The 24,361-nt window shown below is 61.9% G+C and carries 20 protein-coding genes; 13 read left to right on the top strand and 7 right to left on the bottom strand.

What is annotated here, in order from left to right:
* Window positions 1-28 precede the first annotated feature (28 nt).
* The 5 genes from ACVIHF_RS11595 to ACVIHF_RS11575 all read left to right on the top strand — a co-directional run bounded on the left by ACVIHF_RS11595 (window position 29) and on the right by ACVIHF_RS11575 (window position 5,704).
* Window positions 29-574 carry a carboxymuconolactone decarboxylase family protein gene (locus ACVIHF_RS11595; protein ID WP_456780807.1) on the top strand — a complete coding sequence of 182 codons (546 nt, stop codon included), beginning with the start codon at window positions 29-31 and terminating at the stop codon, window positions 572-574.
* Window positions 575-1,044: 470 nt separating this feature from the next.
* Complete coding sequence (locus ACVIHF_RS11590; RefSeq protein WP_456780808.1) at window positions 1,045-1,962, top strand: NADP-dependent oxidoreductase; 918 nt, start codon at window positions 1,045-1,047, stop codon at window positions 1,960-1,962.
* Between the two features lie 64 nt (window positions 1,963-2,026).
* The gene (locus tag ACVIHF_RS11585; RefSeq protein WP_456780809.1) at window positions 2,027-2,944 is read left to right on the top strand and encodes an NADP-dependent oxidoreductase; all 918 of its coding nucleotides are present in this window, start codon (window positions 2,027-2,029) and stop codon (window positions 2,942-2,944) included.
* 91 nt (window positions 2,945-3,035) lie between these two features.
* The gene (locus ACVIHF_RS11580; RefSeq protein WP_456780810.1) at window positions 3,036-3,491 is read left to right on the top strand and encodes a (2Fe-2S)-binding protein; all 456 of its coding nucleotides are present in this window, start codon (window positions 3,036-3,038) and stop codon (window positions 3,489-3,491) included.
* A 5-nt stretch (window positions 3,492-3,496) separates the two neighbouring features.
* Window positions 3,497-5,704, top strand: a complete 2,208-nt coding sequence (locus ACVIHF_RS11575; protein ID WP_456780811.1) for a molybdopterin cofactor-binding domain-containing protein — start codon at window positions 3,497-3,499, stop codon at window positions 5,702-5,704.
* 114 nt (window positions 5,705-5,818) lie between these two features.
* Here the strand turns inward: ACVIHF_RS11575 and ACVIHF_RS11570 are convergent, their stop codons facing one another.
* The 5 genes from ACVIHF_RS11570 to ACVIHF_RS11550 all read right to left on the bottom strand — a co-directional run bounded on the left by ACVIHF_RS11570 (window position 5,819) and on the right by ACVIHF_RS11550 (window position 14,156).
* Entirely contained in the window at window positions 5,819-7,540 is a 1,722-nt protein-coding gene (locus tag ACVIHF_RS11570; protein ID WP_456792118.1) for a glutamine--tRNA ligase/YqeY domain fusion protein, read from the bottom strand.
* Window positions 7,541-7,548: 8 nt separating this feature from the next.
* A complete protein-coding gene (locus tag ACVIHF_RS11565) occupies window positions 7,549-7,998 on the bottom strand; it encodes a DUF983 domain-containing protein (RefSeq protein ID WP_456780813.1) in 450 nt (149 codons plus the stop codon).
* Window positions 7,999-8,068: 70 nt separating this feature from the next.
* Complete coding sequence (locus ACVIHF_RS11560) at window positions 8,069-11,248, bottom strand: efflux RND transporter permease subunit (protein WP_456792117.1); 3,180 nt, start codon at window positions 11,246-11,248, stop codon at window positions 8,069-8,071.
* Entirely contained in the window at window positions 11,245-12,372 is a 1,128-nt protein-coding gene (locus tag ACVIHF_RS11555; protein ID WP_456794083.1) for an efflux RND transporter periplasmic adaptor subunit, read from the bottom strand. Before ACVIHF_RS11555 ends, ACVIHF_RS11560 begins: the two co-directional genes overlap by 4 nt.
* 89 nt (window positions 12,373-12,461) lie before the next feature.
* Window positions 12,462-14,156, bottom strand: a complete 1,695-nt coding sequence (locus tag ACVIHF_RS11550; protein WP_456780815.1) for a GMC family oxidoreductase — start codon at window positions 14,154-14,156, stop codon at window positions 12,462-12,464.
* 275 nt (window positions 14,157-14,431) lie between these two features.
* Between ACVIHF_RS11550 and ACVIHF_RS11545 the strand changes: the two genes are divergently transcribed.
* The 4 genes from ACVIHF_RS11545 (at window position 14,432) to ACVIHF_RS11530 (ending at window position 17,685) form a co-directional block, all read left to right on the top strand.
* On the top strand, window positions 14,432-15,469 hold the full coding sequence (locus tag ACVIHF_RS11545) for a hypothetical protein (protein WP_456780816.1): 1,038 nt from the start codon (window positions 14,432-14,434) through the stop codon (window positions 15,467-15,469).
* Between the two features lie 322 nt (window positions 15,470-15,791).
* The gene (locus ACVIHF_RS11540) at window positions 15,792-16,343 is read left to right on the top strand and encodes a cytochrome P460 family protein (protein WP_456780817.1); all 552 of its coding nucleotides are present in this window, start codon (window positions 15,792-15,794) and stop codon (window positions 16,341-16,343) included.
* Window positions 16,344-16,521: 178 nt separating this feature from the next.
* Window positions 16,522-17,055, top strand: coding sequence for a DUF1993 domain-containing protein (locus ACVIHF_RS11535; RefSeq protein ID WP_456792116.1), 534 nt, complete (start codon window positions 16,522-16,524; stop codon window positions 17,053-17,055).
* Window positions 17,056-17,124: 69 nt separating this feature from the next.
* Window positions 17,125-17,685, top strand: coding sequence for a hypothetical protein (locus ACVIHF_RS11530; protein ID WP_456780819.1), 561 nt, complete (start codon window positions 17,125-17,127; stop codon window positions 17,683-17,685).
* A gap of 7 nt (window positions 17,686-17,692) precedes the next feature.
* On the opposite strand, the gene msrA is transcribed toward ACVIHF_RS11530, so the two are convergent.
* On the bottom strand, window positions 17,693-18,223 hold the full coding sequence (gene msrA / locus ACVIHF_RS11525; RefSeq protein WP_456780820.1) for a peptide-methionine (S)-S-oxide reductase MsrA: 531 nt from the start codon (window positions 18,221-18,223) through the stop codon (window positions 17,693-17,695).
* 76 nt (window positions 18,224-18,299) lie between these two features.
* Window positions 18,300-18,746, bottom strand: coding sequence for a DUF983 domain-containing protein (locus ACVIHF_RS11520; protein WP_456780821.1), 447 nt, complete (start codon window positions 18,744-18,746; stop codon window positions 18,300-18,302).
* A gap of 362 nt (window positions 18,747-19,108) precedes the next feature.
* Here ACVIHF_RS11520 and ACVIHF_RS11515 point away from each other — a divergent pair, with 362 nt between their 5' ends.
* The 4 genes from ACVIHF_RS11515 (at window position 19,109) to ACVIHF_RS11500 (ending at window position 23,249) form a co-directional block, all read left to right on the top strand.
* Complete coding sequence (locus tag ACVIHF_RS11515) at window positions 19,109-19,510, top strand: SPW repeat domain-containing protein (protein WP_316396936.1); 402 nt, start codon at window positions 19,109-19,111, stop codon at window positions 19,508-19,510.
* 244 nt (window positions 19,511-19,754) lie between these two features.
* Entirely contained in the window at window positions 19,755-21,191 is a 1,437-nt protein-coding gene (locus ACVIHF_RS11510) for an MFS transporter (protein WP_456792115.1), read from the top strand.
* Between the two features lie 89 nt (window positions 21,192-21,280).
* Window positions 21,281-21,700 (top strand): cupin domain-containing protein, encoded by a 420-nt coding sequence (locus ACVIHF_RS11505; protein ID WP_456792114.1) that lies wholly within the window; start codon window positions 21,281-21,283, stop codon window positions 21,698-21,700.
* A 751-nt stretch (window positions 21,701-22,451) separates the two neighbouring features.
* Window positions 22,452-23,249: a hypothetical protein gene (locus ACVIHF_RS11500; protein ID WP_456780825.1), complete on the top strand. Its 798-nt coding sequence runs from the start codon at window positions 22,452-22,454 to the stop codon at window positions 23,247-23,249.
* The last annotated feature ends 1,112 nt before the right edge of the window (window positions 23,250-24,361 follow it).

Here is a 24,361-nt window from a genome sequence, read left to right as displayed (position 1 = left end):
TAAAGCCCGAAACTTGCGGAAGAAGACGATGCAAAGAAGTGCAGCTCTAAAGCCGGAACAGGTGCCGGCCGATTCGAAACTGACCCTCGATACGATCACCAAGAACATCGGGTTCACCCCAAATATGATGGCGATCTTCGCGCAGAGCCCGATCGCGTTCAACGCGTGGGCCGCCCTGCTCGGCTCCTTGAGCAAGGCGCTGGACGTGAAGACGCGTGACAGCATCGGCCTCGCCGTCTCGGAAGTGAATGGCTGCAACTATTGCCTGACGGTTCACAGCTTTACGGCCGAGCATATGGCCAAGCTGCCGGCCGATGAAATCATTCTCGCTCGGAAGGGCCATGCCAGCGACCCGAAGCGGGATGCCGCCGTACAGTTTGCGCGCAAAGTCATCGAGACCCGCGGTAAAGTCAGTGACGCCGATCTGAAAGCCGTTCGCGATGCAGGCTACACGGATGCGAACGTCATAGAGATCGTCGCGCTGGTGGCTATGTACTCCCTGACGAACTTTTTCAATAACGTGTTCGATCCCGAGAAGGACTTTCCTGCCGTTGCGCGGGCTGGCTCGACCTGAACCGCACCGAGTTTCTCCGAGGGTGCCTGCAGGCGTCGCGTGATGCGAGCGTAACGCCAAAGGCCAGATGCACCCGGGAAAGTTTCCCGGGAACGAGTCTGGGCTTTTCGTATGTATCGACAAGGCTAGGATGATTTAGCACCACACCAAAATTCCACGATTATCTCCGCGGCCGAGCATGAAAAACCATATGCAGCTCCGGAGGATCGAAGGCGAAATCAAAGAGAGTCTCCCGCCCTGGATATTTTTTCCAAGTTAAAGGTGACGAGCGGCCGATCGTCATTGTGATGGCCGGCCCTATGGCGTGAGAAGCAGATGCTTGTTTCGCACCGTTGATTTCTGCGCGCCGAGCCGGTGGCATCGATTCCATACCCGAAGGTCATTGGACCATCGACTTTCTCCGTTCTATTTGCGCTCATCTGCAAGGTAATTCTGAAAATGACGGCATCCCACACATCGGGAGGTAGACGATGAAGGCGATCGTGGTAACGGACCAGGCTGCGGGAACGTCCGGGATGAAGCTGGCGGAGCGGCCCGAGCCGCAGGCAGCGATAAACGACGTCGTCGTTGAGGTTCACGCATCGGGATTCACCTCGGGTGAGCTGACATGGCCCTCGACCTGGACGGATCGCCTCGACCGTGACCGAACGCCGTCGATCCCCGGGCAGGAGCTGGCCGGAGTGGTCACCGCTCTCGGCTACGGCACGACGGGGCTGTCGGTCGGACAGCGGGTATTCGGCCTCTCGGACTCATATCGCGGCGGCACCCTGGCGGAATACGTGGCCGTCGAGGCACGCAACCTCGCGCCACTGCCGGGCGACGTCGACTTCACAGTGGGCGCGAGCGTGGCGATGCCGGGCCTGACCGCATGGCAAGGGCTGTTCCAGCATGGCCGTCTTCAGGCGGGGCAGAGCGTCCTCGTGCACGGCGCGGCCGGTGCAGTCGGTTCGATGGTGACGCAGCTCGCACGAGAGGCCGGCGCTTACGTCATCGGCACCGGACGCGCCCCCGACCGTCAGAAGGCGCTCGACTTCGGCGCGCAGGAGTTCGTCGACCTCAACAACGACGCGCTGGAAGACGTCGGCGGCGTCGATCTGGTGTTCGATGTCATCGGCGGCGACATCGGGAAGCGGTCCACAGGCTTGATTCGAGCCGGAGGAACACTGGTGACCATCGCCGGGCCAACCGAGGCGCGGCCGGCCAATGGCCTGACGATCGACTTTGTTCTCGTGTCCGATCGCGCCCAACTGAGTGAGATCGTCCAGCGAGTGCGTGACGGGCGACTGCGGACGAACATCGGCAACATCGCGACCCTCGACGATGCCGTCGCCGCTTTCAATCTGACCAAGCGGATCAGCGGGAAGACGATCATCCGCGTTCGTCCGTGAGCGACATGCGCCTGTCACTGCGACATTTCGACCAAAGAGACAAATAACCAAGGAGACAATTCACATGAAGGCGATCGTTGTGATGGACCAGGCCGCGGGAACGGCCGGGATGAAGCTGGCGGAGCGGCCCGAGCCGCAGGCAGCGATAAATGACGTCGTCGTTCAGATTCATGCGTCGGGATTCGTCCCGACTGAGCTGACGTGGCTCCCGACCTGGACCGATCGCCGCGACCGTGACCGAACACCGTCGATCCCTGGCCACGAGCTGGCCGGAGTGGTCACCTCTCTCGGCTACGGCACGACGGGACTGTCGGTCGGTCAGCGGGTGTTCGGCCTCGCCGACTGGTATCGCGACGGCACCCTGGCGGAGTATGTAGCCATCGAGGCACGCAAACTCGCGCCGCTGCCGGGCGACGTCGACTTCACGGTGGGCGCGAGCCTGCCGATCTCAGGCCTAACCGCGTGGCAGGGACTGTTCGAGCACGGCCGTCTTCAGGCGGGGCAGAGCGTGCTCGCGCACGGCGCGGCCGGCGCAGTCGGGTCGATGGTGACGCAACTCGCACGAGAGGCCGGCGCCCACGTCATCGGCACCGGACGCACCGCCGACCGTCAGAAGGCGCTCGACTTCGGCGCGAAAGAGTTCGTCGTCCTCGAGAACGACGCCCTGGAAGACGTCGGCAAAGTCGATCTGGTGTTTGATGTCATCGGCGGCGACATCCAGAAGCGGTCCGCGGGCCTGATTCGAGCCGGAGGAACGCTGGTGACCGTCGTCGGACCGGCCGAGGCGCGGCCCGCCGACGGCCGGGCGGTCGACTTCGTTGTCGACTCCGATCGTGCCCAACTAACTGAGATCGTCCAGCGGGTGCGGGATGGACGACTGCGGACGAACATCGGCACCGTCTCGAGCCTCGACGATGCCGTCGCCACCTTCAATGCGACCGAGCGACGCGCGGGGAAGACGGTCATCCGCGTTCGTCGATGAGCAACGCGCGCCCAGTGATCCGTGCAGCCGGACGATTGCAATCCAGGTCGGCTGGCTGTGTCCTATCAGCCCCAGCCACCAAGAGGCACGCATGGCTTTCACGTTGAAGATCAACGGCACACCTCATGAGGTCGATGTCGACGGCGACACCCCGCTTTTGTGGGTGTTGCGCGACGTGCTCGGCATGACGGGAACCAAGTTCGGTTGCGGCCAAGCGCTTTGCGGCGCCTGCACCGTGCATCTCGACGGCCGGCCGGTCCGCTCCTGCCAGACCCCGGTCGACAGCGTCGGCGATAGTCCGATCACCACGATCGAGGCGATCGGCCAAGCGCCGCAGGGCGCGGCCTTGCAGAAGGCGTGGCTGGAGCTGGAGGTGGTGCAATGCGGCTACTGCCAGTCCGGCCAGATCATGTCGGCGGCGGCGCTGCTGAAGGACACGCCGAAGCCGACGGATGACGACATCGACGCCGCCATGTCGGGCAATGTGTGCCGATGCGGCACGTATCAGCGCATCCGCGCTGCGATCAAACACGCGGCGGGAGTCTGAGATTCATGGATGAGCTTATTCTGAGACAGCAGATTGCCGATGAAACAGCGGTGTCACGGCGCGCCGTTCTTCAGGGCACAGGTTTGCTGCTTGGTTTTGCGCTGACCGGTGCAAGCACGGACTCCGTGTTCGCGGCGCCCGCTTCGCGGGTGGTTGAAAACGAGGTCATGGGTACTTTCGCCCCGAATGGATTTATACGGATCAATCCAACCGGCACCGTGGCCCTGGTCATGCCGATGGCCGAGATGGGTCAGGGGGTTTACACCGCGCTCTCGATGCTTCTGGCCGAAGAACTGGAAGTGGGGCTTGACCAGATTCAGGTTCTGCATGCGCCGGCAAATGATGCGCTTTACGCCAACACGTTCCTGCACATTCAAACTACAGGTGCTTCCTCCTCTGTACGAGCCTTCTGGACGCCCCTGCGTCAGGCAGGGGCAATGGGTCGTGATCTGCTGATTGCGGCTGCTGCCAAGCAGTGGAACGTCGATTCAAAGACTTGCCATGCCAAGAACGGCGTCGTGTTCAATGCGTCCGGATCGAAGCATCTGAGCTACGGCGAACTTGCGAAGGCTGCGGCGAAATTGCCTGTGCCGCCTGCAGCAAACGCCAAATTGAAGGATCCGAAGGCTTTCACACTGATCGGCACGCGTGCCAAGCGCGTGGATTCATCGATAAAGGTCGATGGGCGCGCGCTCTACGGCATCGATACGCTATTGCCGGGAATGAAGTTCGCCGCGGTTGCTATTTCGCCTGTGCTCGGCGGCAAGGCGAAAACGGTGGACGAGAGGGCTGCGCTGGCAGTGAAGGGCGTCCGGCAGGTGGTCAATATCGATGAAGCGGTTGCCGTCGTGGCGGATCACATGGGTGCGGCGAAGAAGGGCCTCGCGGCGGCGGCCATCACGTGGGACGACGGGCCGAACGGCAAGGTTAGCAACGCCGATATCGTCAAGCAATTGGAGGAGAACTCCAAGAAGCCGGGTGCGGTTGCCCGTAACGATGGTGATGCAGGGAAGGCTCTTTCCCAAGCGGCGCAACGGCTCGAAGCCGTCTATCAGGTGCCTTTCCTGGCCCATGCGGCGATGGAGCCGATGAACTGCACCGTTCATCTGCAGAAGGATCGTTGCGACGTTTGGGTCGGGACGCAGGCGATGTCGCTCACGCGGTCTCTGGTCGCCGAACTCAGCGGTCTGCCAAGGGATGCGATCAAAATTCACAATCATCTGATTGGCGGTGGCTTCGGCCGAAGGCTGGAGGCCGATGGCACGGTGCTGGCCGTCAAGATCGCCAAGCACGTCGATGGCCCGGTGAAGGTGATCTGGAGCCGCGAGGAAGACATCCAGCACGATATGTATCGGCCGTACTACTTCGATCGACTGTCGGCCGGACTTGATGCGGTCGGCGAGCCGGTTGCCTGGACGCATCGGATCGCCGGCTCCTCAATCGCCGCTCGCTATATTCCCTATTGGTTCAAGGACGGATTGGATCTCGATGCCGTAGAAGCGGCGGCCAAGCCGCCATATGCGCTGCCCAATATCCACGTCGACTATGTCCGGGTCGAGCCCCCTGGTGTCCGGACGGCTTTCTGGCGCGGCGTCGGACCAACTCACAATGTTTTTGTGGTCGAAAGCTTCATGGATGAGCTCGCGCATGCCGCAAAGCAGGATCCTGTCGCCTATCGCAAGGGATTGCTGGGTCACAATCCGCGAGCGCTTGCTGTTCTGTCCCTTGCCGCGGAAAAATCAAGGTGGGGATCACCACTTCCCGCACGGCATGGCCGCGGGATTTCGGTACAATTCGCATTCGGAAGCTACCTGTCGCAGGTCGCTGAGGTCGAAGTGGCGGCCGATGGCTCTGTCAAGGTCAAGCGGATCGTCTGTGCGGTTGATTGCGGCATGTACGTCAATCCGGATACGATCGAAGCACAGGTTGAGGGTGGAACGCTTTTCGGGCTGACCGCTGCGCTCCATGGGTCAATCACTTTCAAGGATGGACGCGTCGAGCAGAGCAATTTCGACAGCTATCTGCCGATGCGTATCGACGAGGTGCCGGTGGTGGAGACGCACTTGATTAAGAGCGCAGAGGCTCCAGGTGGAATTGGTGAAGCTCCGACAGCCATTGTCAGTGCTGCAGTGACAAATGCGATCTTCGCCGCCACCGGCAAGCGCCTGCGCAGCCTGCCGATCGATACGAATTCGCTGAAGTCGTCGTCATAGTCCTTGCCCATCATCCGTCATCCCTGCCCGTCGCAGCGCGCACGCGATGACTGTCCGGAGCCGACTGGCCCGACTGGGACGATTCCGCGAGACGCACCACTCGAGGGACTGGCCTCAGATGGTATGGCTCTGCGAGGGTCGTAGCAAGGAGTTGCTCCGTGGGTGCTGTAGCTTTCTCGGGCTCTCGCGCAACGAGGCGGTTCGATTGAAGACCAGCCGTTCGGGGCGGGAATCATCATCGTGGCTGAAATAGCCTTGGCGCTCAAACTGCAACGCCTCGCCATGGGGATCGGAGGCGGTTGCGCGCTCGACGAGGCAGCCGCGTAGCGTATGCATGGAATGTGGGTCGAGGTCGGCTGCGAGGTCCGTCGGGCTCGGCCTCGCTGCCAAGAAGAGCCGGCCGTAGAGCCTGACCTCTGCTGGCAACGCATCCACGGCGCTGATCCAGTGGATTGTCGCCCCGACTTTTCGCCCGCCGGCGCCCCCCCTGCTGTCGGGGTCGTAGGTGCAGCGTAGCTCGACCACACGGCCCGCCGCGTCCTTCACGACATCACGGCAAGTGATGAGGTAGGCGTAGCGGAGCCTCACCTCGCGGCCCGGCGCCAGGCGCCGGAAACCGTGTGGTGGCGCCTCGTGGAAGTCGTCTTGCTCGATGTACACCTCGCGGGAGAACCGGACGACTCTCGTCCCGAAGGCCGGGTCCGCCGGGTGGTTTGGCGCATCAAACTCCTCTATCCGGCCCGCATAGTAGTTCTCGATTGTCAATTTGAGCGGCTTGAGCACCGCCAGTCGTCGGGGAGCCCGCTCATTAAGGACATCCCGGATCGCTGCGTCCAGGACACCGTCGTCGACCGTGCTGTTGGCCTTCGAAACTCCGATGCCGCGTATGAACCGACGCACCGCCTCGGGAGGCACGCCGCGTCGGCGCAGGCCTGCAAGCGTCGGCATTCTCGGGTCATCCCGGCCCGCCACGCGGCCGTCGCGCACTAGCTCCGTCAGCACGCGTTTTGAGAGGACGGTATGCGTAATACCCAGGCGAGCGAACTCATACTGTCGGGGTCGCGATGGCATCGGGAGGTTGTCGAGGAACCAGTCGTAAAGAGGTCGGTGATCCTCGAACTCGAGGGTGCACAGCGAGTGGCTCACCCCTTCGATGGCGTCGCACTGGCCGTGCGCGAAGTCATAGCTCGGGTAGATGTGCCAGGCCGTGCCGGTGCGCGGATGGCTGGCGTTGAGAATACGGTAGATGACGGGGTCGCGCAGGTTGACGTTCGCTGACGCCATGTCGATTTTCGCGCGGAGAACCCGCTCGCCGTTCCTGAACTCGCCGGCGCGCATCCGCGCGAACAACTCAGCATTTTCCTTCACGCTGCGGTCGCGAAACGGGCTGTTCCGGCCATGGCTCGTCAATGTCCCCCTGCCCTCTCTGATATCGTGTGCGGACTGGTCGTCCACGTAGGCCTTGCCGATGCGAATGAGATGGCAGGCCCAAGCGTAGAGCTGCTCGAAGTAGTCGGAGGCGAAGTGGAGGCCCTGCGCCCAATCGAATCCGAGCCACTGGACGTCGCGCTTGATCGCGTCGATGTACTCCACCCTCTCCTTTGCCGGGTTCGTATCGTCGAGGCGCAAGTTGCAGCGGCCACCGAATTCCTTCGCAAGCTCGTAATTCAGCACGATCGACTTCGCGTGCCCCAGGTGGAGGAAGCCGTTCGGCTCGGGTGGAAAGCGCGTGACCACGACACGCGTGCGGCCGGTCTCGACGTCAGACGCTATGATGCCGCGAATGAAATTGCTGGCGCTCGCGCCCGCTTCTCCGAAGTCGTTCTGCTGAGACACCTTCCGCCTCAAGCCTGGAGTTCGTCGGGCGGGTGCACGCCGAATCCGTGCATCCTGAGCGCCCATTGCAGCGCCACGACGGCGCCCTTGACCGGCTGCAGGAGAGCTATCGAGGCCAAGGCCGTACTCGGAAGGTAGACGCCAAGCTGAAACGTCAGCGACGGTGCATAGTCCACCTCGATCCAGAGAATTACCGGAACCAAGACGTGTCCGACGATGACGATCACCAAGTATGCCGGCAGGTCGTCGGCCCGGTGGCCGGTGAAATCGAGGTGGCAGACAGAGCAGTGGTTATCGACCTTGAGAAACGCACAAAACAGGCGACCCCGCCCGCAGCGCGCGCACCTTCCTCGAATGCCCCTCCAAAGGGAGAGGCTAACTTTGCGCCCGGCGGCAGTTTCTGCTGACGTCCAGTCATGGTCGTGACTTCCAACATTGCCTTCAACCGTCGTGGCCATCGCCCGTCCTCCTGCCTTACACGGCAGCATGAGTTGTTCCGGCTTCATCGCGCATCGGCGTCACCGCAACTCACTCCGCCGCGACCGCTGTCGTCTGGGTCGGCTTGCCCTCGTTGTTGCCTTCCGCGAGATTGCGCACCACCATGTAAAAGATCGGCGTGAAGATCAGCCCAAACAGCGTGACGCCGAGCATACCGAAAAACACGGCGACGCCGACCGCCTGGCGCATTTCCGATCCGGAGCCGGTGGAGATCACGAGCGGCAGCACGCCGAGGATGAAGGCGAACGAGGTCATCAGGATCGGCCGCAGTCGCAACCGGCAGGCCTCGATCACCGCCTCCAGCCGCGGTTTACCCTCAAGCTCAATGTCCCGCGCGAACTCGACGATCAGGATCGCGTTCTTGGCGGCCAATCCCACCAGCACAATGAACCCGATCTGGGTGAGAATGTTGACGTCCTGGCCCATGATGCGGACCCCGATAGTGGCGGCTAGCAAGCACATTGGCACGATCAGGATGACGGAAAACGGCAAGCTCCAGCTCCCGTATTGCGCGGCCAGAACCAGATAGACGAACAGCACGCAAATCGGGAACACGAACAATCCGGTGTTGCCGCCGGTAACCTGCTGATAGGACAGGTCGGTCCATTCGAAGGAAAAGCCACTCGGCAATTTGTCCTCGGCGAGCTTCTTCATAGCGGCGATCACGGTCGCCGAACTCGTCCCCGGCAAGCCTTCGCCTTGTAGCTCGGCCGTCGGATAGAGATTGTAGCGGGCGACGCGATCGGGGCCCGAGACGTCCTTGAACTCTACGACGCTGCCGAGCATCACCGTGTCGGCATTGGCGTTGCGGGTCCGTAGTCGCGCAAGATCAGGACGCTCCTTCCGGAACGGCAGATCGGCCTGCGCGGTGACATGATAGGTACGGCCGAATAAGTTGAAGTCGTTGACATAAGTCGAGCCGAAATAGGTCTGGATCGTGTCGGTGATGTTCTGGATGGGAACGCCGAGCTTCTGCGCTTTGACTTGATCGATGTCGACGAAGACCTGCGGGGTGTTCGAGGAGAACGGCGAGAACACAGTGGGGGCGAGGAGCAGAGGCGACTTGCGCGCCGCTGCGACGAGTTCGTCAGTCGCAGCCGCCAACAGCTTCGGACCACGGCCTTGCCGGTCCTGGATGCGCATGGTGAAGCCGCCGCCGGTGCCGATGCCGGGGATCGGCGGTGGCGGGATCACGATGATGAACGCACCTTCAATGGCCGATAGCCGCTTGCGCAGATTTGCCGTTATCACCTGCGCGTTCAGCCCCTTCTTGCGGCGCACCTCCGGTTCTTCGAACACTGGAAACAGCGCCGCCGAGTTGCTTGCCTGTGTGCGGGTCGCTCCCGACAGACCTGCAAAGACCGCGATATGCGAAATTCCGGGCGTATCGAGCGCGATGCTCTCGATCCTGCGAACGATCTCAGTGGTCCGCGCCAGCGAGGCCGCGCCCGGCAGTTGCGCGGATATGATCACGTAGCCGCGATCCTGTGCCGGAATGTAGCCCTGGGGCGTGGTGACAAGCAGCCAGCCGGCGCTGCCGATCAGGACCACATAGACGAGCAGCATCACCACGCGATGCCGGATCACGAAGCCTGCAACGTCAGCATAATAACGCGACAGCCAGTCGAAGCCGCGGTTGAACAGCCTGATGAACCATTCCCAGCCGCGCGCGATCAGATTCCAGCCGGCCGACGGCCGCTTCTCCTCGTGCGGAAGGAGGATCTGCGAAGCCAGTGCCGGCGACAGGGTCAGCGAACAGAAGCAGGAAATTGCTGTCGCAACCGCGATGGTGACCGCGAACTGCTGGAAGAACTGCCCGGTAATGCCACCGAGAAACGCGGTCGGCACGAACACCGCGCACAGCACCAGCGCAATCGAGACCAGTGCGCCGCCGACTTCCTCCATGGTCTTCAGCGCGGCTTCGCGCCGGCTCAAGCCGCGCGCGAGATGCCGCTCAACATTTTCGACCACGACAATGGCGTCGTCGACCACGATGCCCACCGCGAGCACGAGGCCGAACAGCGTGAGATTGTTGATGCCGTAGCCGAGGGCTGCCATGGCCGCAAAGGTACCAACCAGCGATACCGGGATCGCCACGATCGGGATGATCGCCGGACGCCAGCCTTGCAGGAACACCAGCACCACGACGACAACCAGTGCCATCGCTTCATAGATCGTCTTGATCAGCTCGCTGATGGACTGCCGGATGAACTCGGTCGGGTTGTAGCCGATATTGTAGTCGAGCCCCTTGGGGAAGCCGACCTTCAGCTTCTCCATCGTGTCCTTAATGCCCTTGGCGGTCGCAAGCGCGTTCGATCCTGGCCGCTGTGTCACCCGCAACGCCACCGCTGACTTGCGGAACAGGAAGCTGTTGGTGGAATAGTCGAGCGCGCCGAGGTCGATCCGCGCCACGTCGCGCAGGCGAACGATGCGGCCGTCCTGGCCCGATTTGACAACGATGTCCTCGAATTGGGATGGATCCTTCAGCCGGCCAACGAAGGTAAGGTTTGGCTGGAAGGCGCGGTCAGCAATCGGTGGGCTCGCAAGCTGGCCGCCCGCGATCTGCAGGTTCTGGGCGCGGACCGCCGCAACCACGTCGTTCGAAGTCAGGCCGAGATTGGCGATCTTGTCGGGATCGAGCCAGAGCCGCATCGAATAATCGCGCGCGCCGAAGATCTGGATGTCGCCGATGCCGTCAAGCCGCAGCAACTGGTCGCGCACCTGCAGCAACGCATAGTTGGAGATGTAGAGCTGGTCGAGCGAGTCGTCGGGCGACAGCATGAACACGACCATGAGGATGTCGGGCGAGTCCTTCTTGGTGACGACGCCGTTGCGCTGCACTTCCTCCGGCAATTGCGGCTGGGCGATTGCGACGCGGTTCTGCACCAGCACCTGCGCCTTGTCGAGGTCAGTTCCGAGCTTGAAGGTGATGGTGATGGTGAGCTGGCCATTCGAGGTCGCCTGGCTGTACATATACAGCATATCCTCGACGCCGTTGATCTGTTGCTCGATGGGAGCGGCCACGGTATCCGAGATGGTCTGCGCGGAGGCGCCCGGATATTGCGCGGTTATCACCACGGTCGGCGGCACCACTTCCGGATATTCGGCGACCGGTAGCGTCCGATAGGCGATCGCGCCCACGATCAGGAGCACGATCGACAGCACCATCGCCAGGATGGGCTGGTTGACGGAAAGACGCCCGAGATTCATGTCTTGCTCCCGCCAATTTCGATCATGTGCGGGTTAACCTTGGCGCCGACGCGGGCACGCTGGATGCCGTCGATGATGACGCGGTCTTCGGGTTTGAGGCCCGTGCGGATCACGCGCAGGCCCTCGTTGATCGGTCCGAGCTCGACCGCGCGCGCTTCCACCGTGTCGTCATCCTTCACCACGAATACGATCTTGCGCGACTGGTCAGTCGCGATAGCCGCATCCGGCAACAGCAGCGCTTCATAGGGCGAGGAGCCGATCAGCCGCACGCGACCGAATTGTCCGGGCAGAATGGACAGATCGTGGTTGGGGATGATCGCGCGGTTGCGCAGCGTGCCGGTCGACGCGTCCAGCCGGTTGTCGAGGAAATCCATCTTTCCTTCATGCGAGGGTTTGGTCTCGCCGGTGAGCGTCACCTGCACGGGGTTGGCCGTGTCGCGCGAGCTCGGCCGCCTGCCCTCGAACCACAGCTTGTTGTTCTTCAGATAGGTCGCCTCGTCCAGGTCGAAATAGATGTAGATCGGATCGAGCGATACGATCGAGGTCAATAGCGTCGCGCTGCCCTCGCTGCCCTGCACGAGATTGCCCTCGGTCACCAGATGGCGGCTGACGCGGCCGGTGATCGGCGCCACCACATGCGTGAATTCGACATTGAGCTGTGCGGCCTTCAACGCGCCGTCGGCCTGGGTCTCGGCGGCACGCGCCGCCTGCAGCTGCTGGCGGCGCTGATCGACGACTTGTTCGGAGACCGCGCTGGTCTGCACGAGGGTCAGGCCGCGCTCGAGATCGCGCTTGGCAAGCTCCCCTTTGGCGCGCGCGTCGGCGAGTTGCCCTTCGGCTTGCAGCTTAACCGCCTCGAACGGGCGCGGATCGATGATATAAAGCAGATCGCCAGCGCGGACGGTCGCACCATCCTTGAACTCTACACTATTGACGAAGCCGCCGACGCGGGCACGGACCTGAACCTCCTGGATCGCCTCGAAGCGGCCGGTGAACTCGTCCCAGTCTGTGACGGTCCGTTTGACCGGTTGTGCCACCATCACCCGCGGCGGCGGAGGCGCGGCCGCCTGCGATTGCGCCCTCTCGTGGCAGCCAGCAAGCGCGAGCGCGAACAGCAGACCGATCGGAGCGCCGCCGCATCGTGCAAAGCGGCGAAACGAACCGCGATCGAGCCGGGGCGCCGGAGCCGGGTACTCCGTTTTGTCAGTCGCACTCACTTTCGCATCCCCGAGGACCTAGAATGTTGCAATTGAAGGAGAGATCGACGGGCTGGGAAACTGCCAGCGCCGTCGCCAGCTTGCGCCGGAGCTTCCCAAGACCGGTTCATATCCTCGACCAGCATTGCCGCGGCGTGGCGCGCGAGCGCCTGGGTCGGGGCGTTCGTGTTGCCGCTAGTGATGTTTGGCATGATAGAGGCGTCAATCACCCGGAGGCCCTCGGCCCCGCGGACCCTGAGCCTTGCGTCAACCACCGCTCGCGCATCCTGGCCCATCCGGCACGTGCCCACCGGATGAAACATCGTCGTGACGGCACGCTTCACCCATTCGCCGATCTCGGCATCCGACTGGATGCGCGGGCCGGGCTCGATCTCTTCCGTGATCACCAGCGCCAGCGACTCCTGCGCCATTACCTTGCGGATCGCGCGCACCGATTCCACCGCGGCCCTCAAGTCTTCTTCCTCGCCGACGAAGTTCGGGTTGATGAGCGGCATCGACGTGGGGTCGCTGTCGGCCAGCCGCACCCAGCCACGGCTCTTGGGCTGAAGCACCACGAGTTCGAAGGTGATGCCCGAGCGGTCGCCCGTCGGGCTGATTCCATCGGCCGCGATGATTGGCACGTGATAGCATTGGATCGTGGGTTCGGCGGTGAAGTCGGACGGATTCCAGTGAGAAACCGTCTCGATGCCGTTGCCCGACGCCGGGCCATCCTTGGTGACGAAATAGCGCAGGCCCGCCTTCACGCTGCCGAGGCCCTGCGCGGCAGCCTGATAGCCGAGATCGCCCTTCACATAGGCACGGACTGGCACGATCGCGTGGTCGTGGAGATTTTCGCCGACCTCCGGAGAATCGATGATCACCGCGATACCGTGCTGGCGAAGTTGCTCGGCTGGCCCGATGCCCGAGTGCATGAGGATCGTTGGGCTATGGACCGTGCCGGCCGACAGCACAACCTCGCCGGCCATGATCCTCCGCAGACCGTTGTCCACGAGCTCGACGCCGACAGCCCGCTTGTTCTCGACGAGAATGCGAAGGACCATCTTGCCGGTGAGAAGAGTAACGCGGCCCGAGGCGAGGTGTGGACGCAGATAAGCGTCGACCGCGCTGCACCGCCGCTGGTTCCCGACTGTCGATTGCACCGGCGAGACGCCGATCTGGCTCTTGCCGTTATAGTCGGGATTATAGGGGATCCCATATTCCTGGAAGGCCTTGAGGCAGTATTGATTCAGCTCGTTGATGCCCTTGGGCAACTGAACCGCCAGACCACCATTGATGCCGTGATATTCGTCGTGGAAGGTGTCGTTGTCTTCCTGCGCCACGAAGACGGGAAGCAGGTCTTCATACGACCACTTGCCAGTGTCGCCGACCGCGTCCTGCCACGCGGCGTAGTCGCGCATCTGACCCCGGACGTAGGCCATCGCGTTGATCGAGGAGCCGCCGCCGAGCACCTTGCCCGAGCGATATGCTCGCTTGGTGCCGTGCTGGGGAACCGTCTCATATTTCCAGACATGCCGGTCGTGGGCCAGTATTTTGGCGAAGCCGGCAGGAATGTGGATGAACGGATCGCGATCCGTGTCGCCCGCTTCGATCAGCGCGATCGAAGCATCGGTGTGTACGGCGAGATAACTCGCAACGACGCAGCCGGCCGCGCCCGCACCAACAATGACGACGTCGTATTGTTCCTGGGACATCAATTTCTTTCTGTTTCGCGATATTTGTATCGTTCAATCAACAACAGGAGCTGGCGCAGCAAGATCGCTGCGCCGGATGCTGAGATTAGTTGGACCAACTTTTGGAAAATGACTTTGCAATGCCGGCAAGGGAAATCACCTCTCGCCATGGAGTCGATAGACGCTTGTTATTGCCGCTTGCCGCGCAGCGTGATACGCGAAGGCAACTTTTCAAACCTGCCTTGGAAGTCGTCTCGCACACCGGTTTCTTTGTTGTGGCTTTATAGGTGTCTATGATGGAAGCACTCGTTCGCCCTCAGAACCGCAGAAGTTTTCTTGAGAAGCACGTTGATTACGTGGCTCTGGTTCCCGCAGCGGCGGCGATTTGTTATCCATTTCTGCTCAATGCTTTTCATGCCATCGTCGACACGCAGGCCGTAAGCCTGCCACCGCTCGCAATCGCCAGCGCGACCTCCATCCTGGTCGTTGCGTTTATCGTGCCGTTTCTTGGGATCGCTCTGGCTTGTCGTCCGACGTCCAATCCCGGTTCAAGACGCCTCGCCTATGCCAGCGTGGTATCGCCAACGCTCTATGTCTTTCTCGGCGTTGTCCAGACCTTGATCAAGAGTCCCATTCCCGACGAGGTCGTCTGGTGCGCAATTTGGCTCGCAATTGCGATCTGGTCGCAGTCTGCCCGAGATCCGGTCGCTGCAGCTGTGCCTGCAGTCGGGACCTGGCGCGTGGTCCACGGGGTAACGGCTGTGGTCCTGTCCCTATATGTGGTGTTTCATCTCACCAATCATCTGTTCGGCCTTATAGGGCCGGATGCGCATGCGGCCGTCATGAAAATCGGACGCGTGGTTTATCGCTCTGCCGTAGGTGAACCGTTGTTGGTGGCGGCCATGCTTTTCCAGATCGGTACCGGCCTCTTTCTGGCGTGGCGCTGGAGCGCCGCAACGCATGACTTCCAGCGGACCTACCAGGTCGCTTCGGGAGCCTATCTCTCAGTGTACATTCTCGGCCACATGAACTCGGTCTTCGTCTACGCCCGAAGCTTCCTCGGCATACCGACAGATTGGAATTTCGCGATCGGAGCCCCGACTGGGCTCATTCATGACGCATGGAATATCCGTCTGCTGCCTCACTACGCGCTCGGCGCCTTCTTTGTCCTGAGCCACCTTGCTTCAGGGCTGAGAGTGGTGCTGATCACGCACGGTGTCGACCAACGTAATGCCGATCGCCTTTGGGGTGTCTGTGTCGCGATGAGCGCCATCGTCGCGGCCGCGATCATCGCGGGAATGTGCGGCGTCAGGATCGGTGCATTGGCTTCGTGACTAGCGAACGTGATTATCGCGGTCGCATACGCCGTTCTGCCTAAGACGCGCGGGAATTCCCGAGTACGGCGCACTCCTCGACGGCTGATCGCAGATGGCCGGCCGCCGACGCCCCGCAGCGCTTTTGGACGACGATACCCACGCTTATCGAATGCATGTCCAAACGGAATTTCCAATTTCGCCGTCTCCGTCCGATTCTGAAGCCCACTGGGCTGGCCGAACACGCGACCGCCTCGACATCGATTGAAGGCATTGCGCCGAGTCGCCGTGCCGCGCGCAGGCAGCAAAGGAGACCCCCGTGAAATTATCGAGGAAAGTCGGCTTGGCTGTCGCCATCTCGCTGGCCGCCGGCACCGTGGCGGCGCTCGCTCAGTATAGCGGCGCGGCACCGGCAGGCCCTACTGCGAACGTGGTGGACGCTGCCGGACACCTTCGCGTGCCGGCCGACTACCGAACCCTCTACCAAGCGCTCGGGAGCTGGGCGATTGCCGCCGACAGCGGTCAAGGTTCGAAGGAAATGCACGCCGTCTACGCATCCCCGGGGGCGATCGACGCCTACCGGAAGACGGGGCATTTCCCGGACGGCGCCGTTCTGGTGAAAGAGGTCTTCGCGACCTCGACGAACGAGATGACCACCGGCACAGTAAGCCACGCCGACAAGCTTAAGGGCTGGTTCGTCATGGTGAAAGACAGCAAGGGAACGCATCCCGGCAATCCGCTGTGGGGCGACGGGTGGGGATGGTCGTGGTTCGACTCGGACAAGCCGCTCAAGACTACCTCGACCGACTACCACACCGATTGCCAAGGATGCCACGTGCCCGCCAAGGACACCGACTGGATTTACGTGAATGGATATCCCGTCCTGCGTCGCTAGGCGGCCGCATACGCAGGCGTTCTCCTCTTGCAGCGGTTTCGCGGAGGCCAGTGTCGTGTCTGGCGAGTTGGTGCGGCGAGCCAGAAGATTGAAGAGCTTATTGTGACGATTTGCTTCGGTCCGCGACCTTTCGGGTCCGTCCGACGTTCAGATTACAAACGAGCGCATGGAGGTCGGCATGTCCTTCTCGGTATATGACATCACAGTCCCTGTCATGCTGCATGGCTTGAACGTGATGGACGACTATCTTGATCACGCCCAAGCGCTCGAGCGGACCAAGGGATTTGAGCCTGGGAGGATCCTTGCTGAACGGCTCGCGCTCGACATGCTCACTTTCGGAGAACAGTTCTCCGTAAGCTGCAACAAGGTCGAGGCGCACATGGCAAAGTTGATGCAGCACGATCCGCCAGCACCCAGTAACACCCCGATGATGTATCCGGCGTTGAAAGGGCGGCTCCTTGAGACTCGCGGATTCCTGCAAAGCGTGCAGCCGGACGAGATTTCTGGCGCCCAGTCCCACACATACGAGCTGACGCCGCCTATAGTGCGCGGGTGGTTTGGCGGCGAAGACTACATCCGCCACCTGGTGCTGCCCGACTTCTTCTTCCACATCTCGATTGCGCACGCGATCCTCCGTCACCTCGGAGCGAAGATCGGGAAGCGTGCCTACCTCGGCAACATCACTCAGCAAAGCGGCGGTGACTACTCGTGAGAGCCGGGCGCGGTGCGCGGCACGGGCCGAGGCCCTCAAGACAGGAAAGCAAGCTCAGGGGATGACATTGTGAGCGATTTGCGAGAGGTCATTGGCGCGCTGCAAAGTGAAGTTGAATTCGAGGCTGCTGTAAGAGAGTTGGGAGCCGCGGGGATCGACCGCGCTCGCATAAGCTTCCTCGCGCAGGAAGAGATCGCAGCGTCTTGTGCGGGCGCTGTTGGCTGCGACATCAAGCAGCTGCCTCGCATCGAGATCGGCTTGAGCGATGACCGCCAGCAGGTTCGCACGCTTGCGACCTCGCTCGCGGCCACTGTCGCGTCGTTCGCCGGCGCCGGTGCCGTCTTGGCAACAACGGGCGGAGCGGCCGCGCCGGCTATGCTAGCTGGGTTGGCTGCCGGGGGTGGTGTGGGCGGGCTCGCGGCCTTGTTCGGGCAGCGACACGAAGCCCAGGTGCATGAGTGGACCGAGAGCCAGATACTCAACGGCGGCATCGTGGTGATCGTCCACCCCGCCAGTGCAGAACAGTTCGAGGCCGCTACCGCTATTATGCGCCGGCACCGCGGAGCCGACGTGTTCGCGACGCCATCAGCCCTAGCAACGAGCCTCACCCTGACTCAGCATCGCCGCTAGTTGCAGGTCAGTTTCCGTCGGTTCGCGACTTCTGGAATGCTTTAGCTGACGGCAGTCGCCAGTTCGGTCGGAAGAAGTGGCAGCTGTAGCCGCCCGGGTGTCGTTGCAGATAGTCCTGATGCTCGGGCTCCGCCTGCCAGAACAGTTCCTCGGGGTTGATTTCAGTCACCAAGGGACCGGGCCACAAACCAGAGGCTTCGATTTCGTCAATCGTCGCGAGCGCCGTGTCCTTCTGCTGCTCGTCCGTGTAGAAGATGGCGGAACGGTAGCTCGGCCCAAAGTCACTCCCCTGCTGCTCGTACGTTGTCGGGTCGTGGACCTGGAAGAAGCATTCAAGGATGGCCCGGTAGGTTACGACCGTGGGATCGAAGACGATCTCGATTGCCTCGGCGTGCCCCTGGTGGTTGCAGTAGCTCGGATTGGGGAGATCGCCGCCAGTATAGCCGACTCGCGTCGAGACCACGCCTCGCAGTCGGCGGAACATATCCTGCATGCCCCAGAAGCATCCGCCGGCCAACACCGCCTTCTCAGTCGTCATGTCAGGATTCCTCCGACCGGCCAAACGCCGCTGCGCGAGAGTAGCGGCTGCCAATTCTGTTGAGGCACCTTCCCCCTCAAGTCTGGAATTCGTCGGACGGATGCTCGTCGAAGCCGTGCATCCTGAGTGACCATTGCAGCGCCACGACGGCGCCCTTGACCGGCTGCAAGAGAGCTATCGAGGCCAAGGCCGTAATCGGAAGGTAGACGCCAAGCTGAAACGCTAGCGACGGCGCATAGTCCACCTCGATCCAGAGTATTATCGGAACCAAGACGTGTCCGACGATGACGATCACCAGGTAGGCCGGCAGGTCGTCGGCCCGGTGTCCGATGAAATCGAGGCTGCAGATAGAGCAGTGGTCGTCGACCTTGAGAAATGCGCAAAACAGACGACCGCGCCCGCAGCGCGGGCACCTTCCTCGAACGCCCCTCCAAAGGGAGAGGCCGACGTTGCGCCCGGCAGCAGTCTCTGCAGACCTCCAGTCGTTGTTACTTCCAGCAGGGCCTGCAACCGTCGTGGCCATCGCCAGTCCTCCTGCTTCACACCGCAACACAGTATTCGGCGACGGCGCGCAAACGTCATGAAGATAGGGCATGTAGTCGATAACCCGGCGTGATCGCGATGGCCTGCGCGGGTCGTGCGTCAACTGCGCGCGGCGCGATCGACGGCGCGCCGCGCCGGGCGAGCGGAATAGAAACAATAACGACCGGGCATTTCTAATGGTCGGCGTATCGGCATAGCCTTTCTGTGCGTCCAGCCGGGCTGACCCGTGGCGGTCGTACGGAGTGCTCGCCAGCAAAGGACGGCGTGATCGTCCTCGTGGGTGGCTGGTCCTCCGCGTCGCAAGGATCCGCTCGAACAACCAAGCACATGGGAGTATCGCCGATGTCGTTCCGCTTCATCACCAAGTCCATCCACGCCTACCTGATCGATTATCCCGTCGCGATCGTTTTGATCGCAGCGCCGTTCGCGCTGAAGCTCGGCCAGAGCGGACCGGTCGCAATGTGGCTTTCGGTTGTTGTCGGTGTCGCGGCGCTACTCTTGGCCGCCCTGACCGACCATCCCACCGGGCTCGTCCGCATCATTCCCTACTGGCTGCACCTTTGGGTCGATCGCGCGGTCGGGGTGGTGTTTGTCGTCGCCCCGTTTGCCTTCAAATTCTTCGGACTCGACGCCTGGTACTACTGGGTCCTCGCTGCCGCTGTCCTACTCACGACGTCGGTTTTCAACGCGCCTGAGAAGCCAGTCGCGATGCGTTCGGGATTGGACACGCGCACGGCGGGTTGAAGGCGGCAAAGAGCTCGTCGGCTTCGACCGCTTTCTTGACGTGCAGGCGTGCCTCAACCGTGGTGTCGCGCGTCCGGCGGCGCCGCGCGGGCCGGAAGTGACGGTGGCTTAGCGAGAGGCTGCTTGAGGTCAAATTGATGTTGCGAGGAGTGTTCCGCGAACGGACACGGCGGCGCGGCTTCTGGCTGCTGGCCAATGAGCGCGCGCGCCGCGAATCGCGCGACCTGACCTGAGAGATTAGGTCGTGAGCAGCGCGTCTCTAATCCTGACCGACCGCAGCCTGGCGCTCTCTGAGCCTAAGGCCGTCGGCGCGCAGGGCAGCACAAAGGTGCTCGCCGCGTCGAGCCTGGGCAGCTGCCTCGTGTTCGTCAGCGGCGCCGTCGTCACGGTCGCGCTCGCGGCGATTGGCCGAGACATGCGCCTGTCGCCGCTCGACCTGCAGTGGGTGATGAACGCCGAACTCCTGCCGCTCGCGGCCCTGACCTTGGTCGCCGGCGCTCTGGGTGACCGGTTTGGACAGAAGCGGATCTTCCTCGCGGGGATTGCTCTCTATGGCCTCGGCGCGACCGCGATTGGTTTCGCGCCGAGTTTCGCCCTGCTCATCGCCAGCCGGTTCCTGCAAGGCTTGGGCGAAGCCTTGATCCTGCCCAACGGCCTTTCCGTGCTCGGGCGGGCCTTTCCCTCAGAGAAGAAAGCCCGCGCGGTCGGCATCTGGTCCGCCGCCGCGGCTGTCGCCAGCGCAGTCGCGCCCGCAATCGCCGGCGCGATCCTGGATCACGGGTCGTGGCGGATGACCTTTCTAATGCTCCTGCCCGTGGTCGCCGGCGCGCTGGCCGCCGGCATTGTGTGGATACCCACGGACTCCCCGACCAGCCACGCCCGGGTCGACGTCGGCGGGGCGATCTCTTCGACAGCCGGCCTCGGCGGGCTGGGCGCGGGCCTGACCAGCCTCACCAACGGTTCCGGTCTGACCCTTTGGGTGCTCGTCACCCTGATCATCGGTCTGGGCGGCTTAGCCTGCCTCATCGTGACCGAACAGCGATTGGGCGAGAACGCCATGCTGCCCCCGTCCCTCATCACCTCGCGGTCGGTCGTCGGCGCGAACCTGTTCACCGCGCTCCTCTACGGAGCGCTCACGGTCATGCTAACCTTGATCCCGTTCGTGATGATCCGGGGCGCACACCTGCCGACGCTGATGGCGGGGCTGGCCTTCATTCCCCTGCAAGTGCTGATTACGGTCGTCTCGCCACTCGCCGGCATACTCTGCCGCGGGTTCGGCCGGCGCTTGCCATTGTTCGCCGGCGGCGCCGTCGTCGCCTTGGGATGCGCCCTGACGCTACGTGTCGGTTCGAACGCGACCTATTGGGCGGACATCTTCCCGCCAATCCTGTTGCTGTCGCTGGGCATGAGCCTGGCAATCGCACCGTTGACGACCCTCGTCCTCACCTCCGTCGAGTCCGATCGCGCCGGGACCGCATCCGGTGTCAACAGCGCGGTCTCACGCGCCGGGTCCCTCTTCGCCATCGCCCTGCTCGGCGGCGTCCTGCAGCAGGGCGGTTCTGCGCTGTTCTCGGGATTTCACATAGCGATGGCTGTCGCCGCGGTCGCGTGCGTTCTCGCCACGCTCGCGGTGTTCATTATCGAGCCGGGGCCCCACATCGACTTCATCCCACCAGACTGACCCGTTCGGTGTCCGCAATCAGCAAGCCGGCGAGGCGGGAGGAAGCAATGAAGAACGAAGACCAACCTATAGGCAGAAGGAGAAAGTCCATGAAGATCCGAACCGTCATCTCCGCCACCTGCGCCGCCCTCACCTTCTCGATGGCCAGCCCCATGCTCGCCCATGACAGTGACGCCGAAACCGTCACGAAGAACTTCGAGGCGACCATTCCCAATATCGCTGGCAAGTCGCTAATCGCCGTGGAAGTCGTTTACGCGCCCGGCGCGGCCTCCGCACCCCACACTCACGCGAATTCGGCTTTCATCTACGCCTATGTGGTTTCCGGCGCCATCAAGTCGAAGGTGAACGACGGAGAGACGCGCGTCTATCGGGCAGGCGAGAGCTGGTCCGAACCGCCGGGCGCTACCCATTCGATCAGCCGAAACGCGAGCAAGACCGAGCCGGCAAAGCTGCTCGCTGTCTTCGTCCTCGACACCAATGACGCCCCTCTGACCAAGCCCATCAAGTAAACCTTCAGACGGATTGAAAAAGAACGAGTATCCGGAAGCCATGAAAGGCTCTCGCTCCGCCGGTACCCGACGAGGCTCATTCGGGTCATGCGTTACTGGCTGCATCTCTGGGCGGACCGCGCATTCGGTGTGGTCTCCATCACTGCCCCTCCGGTTTCCATTTCACTCGGCTTGTCGCCTGCCACTACCGCACCTCGCAAATTTGAGGCAGCGTCTGAAAGCGATAATGCGCCATGAAGGAGGTGCGACCTTCCCATCAGTCGCAAGGCCCTCGTGGGCAGGGCCTAAACCTTGGTGTGGTCCTCTCAGCCAAAGATCCGATGAGGATCAACCTCTGTGCAATGGCTTGGCCCATCTCTCGGAGGCTACGCTTCGGCATAGCGGCTGATGTGTTGAGCGGCATCAGGAATAGGAGAGGTTTATCGATGATAACAATGGGTGCAACCGCATTTTCGGGTTTTGCTCGTAGGACGGCTGAGTTTGTCTCCGACTTCGCCAGTGTCGTTCGCAACCTGACTATGGACGTGCGCGACAGCTACCGACCCGAGCTGCACTACATGCGCGGCCCCGGCCCGAAATGGCTCGCCAAGAATCAGAGTTGGCTGAGATTCGGTTCTGACGCTGTAACGCTGGACGGGCAGCGCCAGCTGTCGCCGGTGCATATACGCGGTCCTAACGCGACTAACACCACCCGATAGTCGGCCGAGGTTATGTAGTCATGCTCGCTCACTGGGCGACCACCCGAGCTTGGATGTTGCTCAGCGCCCCCACCCTTCGCATCGCATTGCTCGGCTTGGTAGCCATGCTGGGCTGCTCGGCGTATGCCGGCGTCGCCCTCGAAGAACGCAGATTGCCGATGAAGTTCAGCTGGGTCGCTTGCCAGCCGAATTGCCGAGGCTGGATCAGCGCAGTCGGCATCGTCACCGCCGACACTCCAAGCGATTTCGATGCTTTCGCGCGCGATCATCAGCTCAAGGGCGAAACTGTCGTGCTGGATTCCAGCGGCGGATCGGTCAACGACGCGATCGCGCTCGGACGGCGGTTTCGGGCGCTCGAAATGGTCACGACCGTCGGGGTGAGCGTGCTTACCCCCAGCGCACGTAGCGGCGAGCGCGCCCACGTGTCGCCGGAGGCCTACTGCGAATCCATGTGCGTTTTTCTGCTGCTGTCGGGCAAGTCGCGTTACGTGCCTGGACAGGCGCATGTCCGCGTACATCAGATCTGGATGGGCGACCGCGCTGAGAATGCCCGGGCCGCGAGCTACAGCGCATATGATCTCATGACCGTTGAGCGCGATATCGGAAGTCTCGCCAAATACACCTTCGATATGGGCGGCGCGGGTGATCTGTTGTCACTATCGCTAAACGTTCCGCCATGGGAAGATTTACATGAACTGTCCAGGGAAGAATTGCGAGTCACTAATCTCATCACTACCGACAAAGTTGCTGAGCTGGGCAGCCCCACTGCAGCGGTGGTCGAGTTGACGCCCAAATCGCTACAAGGTCTGTTCGTAAGCACTGCAGCGGCGGCCTCCGCTGGGCAAGAGTAGCGAGTAGTTCGCCTCCAGAAATGTCAAAGGGCAACGCTGTTTCCTAAGTGTCAGAAACGGGAACGTCTTGAGTTGCCCGCTCCGCGTCCGCTTTCCCCTCAGTACGGACTTCGCCAGGTCATTTCGAAGCGGGATCTCAGAACAGGATCTTGCAAACTCGCGCCAATGGGCCCGTTTCTAACAACGGCCAAGAACAGCATTAAACAAGCAAATTTGGGCCGCTTTGCGCCAAAACCCTGCCGGTGCTCGAAGCTAAGGTTTGGGCCTCCGGCCCTTCTATACGATCCAACGCGCTGCGATACTCCATTAGTGAACACGCAATGGATTTTGGACTTCTACCGGGATAAGCCAAGCTCACCACTTCGGTCAGAATTCTCAATGCGAAGGAAGCGAGAACAACTCGACGAGACCACGCTAAACCACGCGATGCCAGCAGGCCGCACTACTCCCACTCGATTATTCGGGAAGGTACTTTCGCGTTGATTTCCAAGCACAAATCCTAGGAGCTGACGGACAAATGCCGACGGTACGGCCGTTCTAATTCTTCGGTCTTGAATTCACAGAAAAATTCGAGCTCCTCGCGATCCTCATCATTTCGCTACCTATCGGAGTCAATTGACTGATCAGCAGTGCCTGCGTAGCCAAGGCCGCAATTACCGCACTGCTTCGGCGTAGGTTCAAATACCGTCACAGAGCGGGAGCGCGCTGGTCCGGTCGTTCAATTCCTCTCACCGAATTGAAGAGACTCAAACATGAATGCGACCGACTGAAGCAGTTGGCCATTTCGACACTGCATCAAAGACCTTTCAAGCGATCGACGTGCATCAGTCACCGTGCGCAAGTTTCAAAGTTGCCGGCATGACCGTACCGGCACGAAAATACTTGGTAGTTTATAGAGGTTCGGCGCCTCCTCCCCACTCGGCGCCGCACAAGCCCCGCAATTAGTCAGGGCATTTTACGCAGCACAACATGCCGAATCCCATCGTTTGCCGCATCTCAACAGAGTTATGCGCGCTATAAGAAGCTTGCTGATAACGCCAAGGCGCCCGCACAAAAGAAGGTTGTCGAGCGCAACATGAAGCGCGTGGTCGAGTCGCTGAAAGCGCATCAGG

It is taken from the genome of Bradyrhizobium sp. USDA 4506, from assembly GCF_054058795.1.
The sequence above is the reverse complement of the archived record's forward strand: the minus strand, read 5'-3'. Positions and strand labels throughout refer to the sequence as shown.

Bases quoted from the DNA above. Each gene is read 5' to 3' on its own strand.
- ACVIHF_RS11585 (WP_456780809.1), top strand. From the start codon at position 2,027: ATGAAGGCGATCGTTGTGATGGACCAGGCCGCGGGAACGGCCGGGATG.
- ACVIHF_RS11520 (WP_456780821.1), bottom strand. From the start codon at position 18,746: ATGGCCACGACGGTTGCAGGCCCTGCTGGAAGTAACAACGACTGGAGG.
- ACVIHF_RS11505 (WP_456792114.1), top strand. From the start codon at position 21,281: ATGAAGATCCGAACCGTCATCTCCGCCACCTGCGCCGCCCTCACCTTC.
- ACVIHF_RS11515 (WP_316396936.1), top strand. From the start codon at position 19,109: ATGTCGTTCCGCTTCATCACCAAGTCCATCCACGCCTACCTGATCGAT.
- msrA (WP_456780820.1), bottom strand. From the start codon at position 18,223: ATGACGACTGAGAAGGCGGTGTTGGCCGGCGGATGCTTCTGGGGCATG.
- ACVIHF_RS11595 (WP_456780807.1), top strand. From the start codon at position 29: ATGCAAAGAAGTGCAGCTCTAAAGCCGGAACAGGTGCCGGCCGATTCG.
- ACVIHF_RS11535 (WP_456792116.1), top strand. From the start codon at position 16,522: ATGTCCTTCTCGGTATATGACATCACAGTCCCTGTCATGCTGCATGGC.
- ACVIHF_RS11580 (WP_456780810.1), top strand. From the start codon at position 3,036: ATGGCTTTCACGTTGAAGATCAACGGCACACCTCATGAGGTCGATGTC.
- ACVIHF_RS11500 (WP_456780825.1), top strand. From the start codon at position 22,452: ATGTTGCTCAGCGCCCCCACCCTTCGCATCGCATTGCTCGGCTTGGTA.
- ACVIHF_RS11590 (WP_456780808.1), top strand. From the start codon at position 1,045: ATGAAGGCGATCGTGGTAACGGACCAGGCTGCGGGAACGTCCGGGATG.
- ACVIHF_RS11545 (WP_456780816.1), top strand. From the start codon at position 14,432: ATGGAAGCACTCGTTCGCCCTCAGAACCGCAGAAGTTTTCTTGAGAAG.
- ACVIHF_RS11550 (WP_456780815.1), bottom strand. From the start codon at position 14,156: ATGTCCCAGGAACAATACGACGTCGTCATTGTTGGTGCGGGCGCGGCC.
- ACVIHF_RS11560 (WP_456792117.1), bottom strand. From the start codon at position 11,248: ATGAATCTCGGGCGTCTTTCCGTCAACCAGCCCATCCTGGCGATGGTG.
- ACVIHF_RS11575 (WP_456780811.1), top strand. From the start codon at position 3,497: ATGGATGAGCTTATTCTGAGACAGCAGATTGCCGATGAAACAGCGGTG.
- ACVIHF_RS11565 (WP_456780813.1), bottom strand. From the start codon at position 7,998: ATGGCCACGACGGTTGAAGGCAATGTTGGAAGTCACGACCATGACTGG.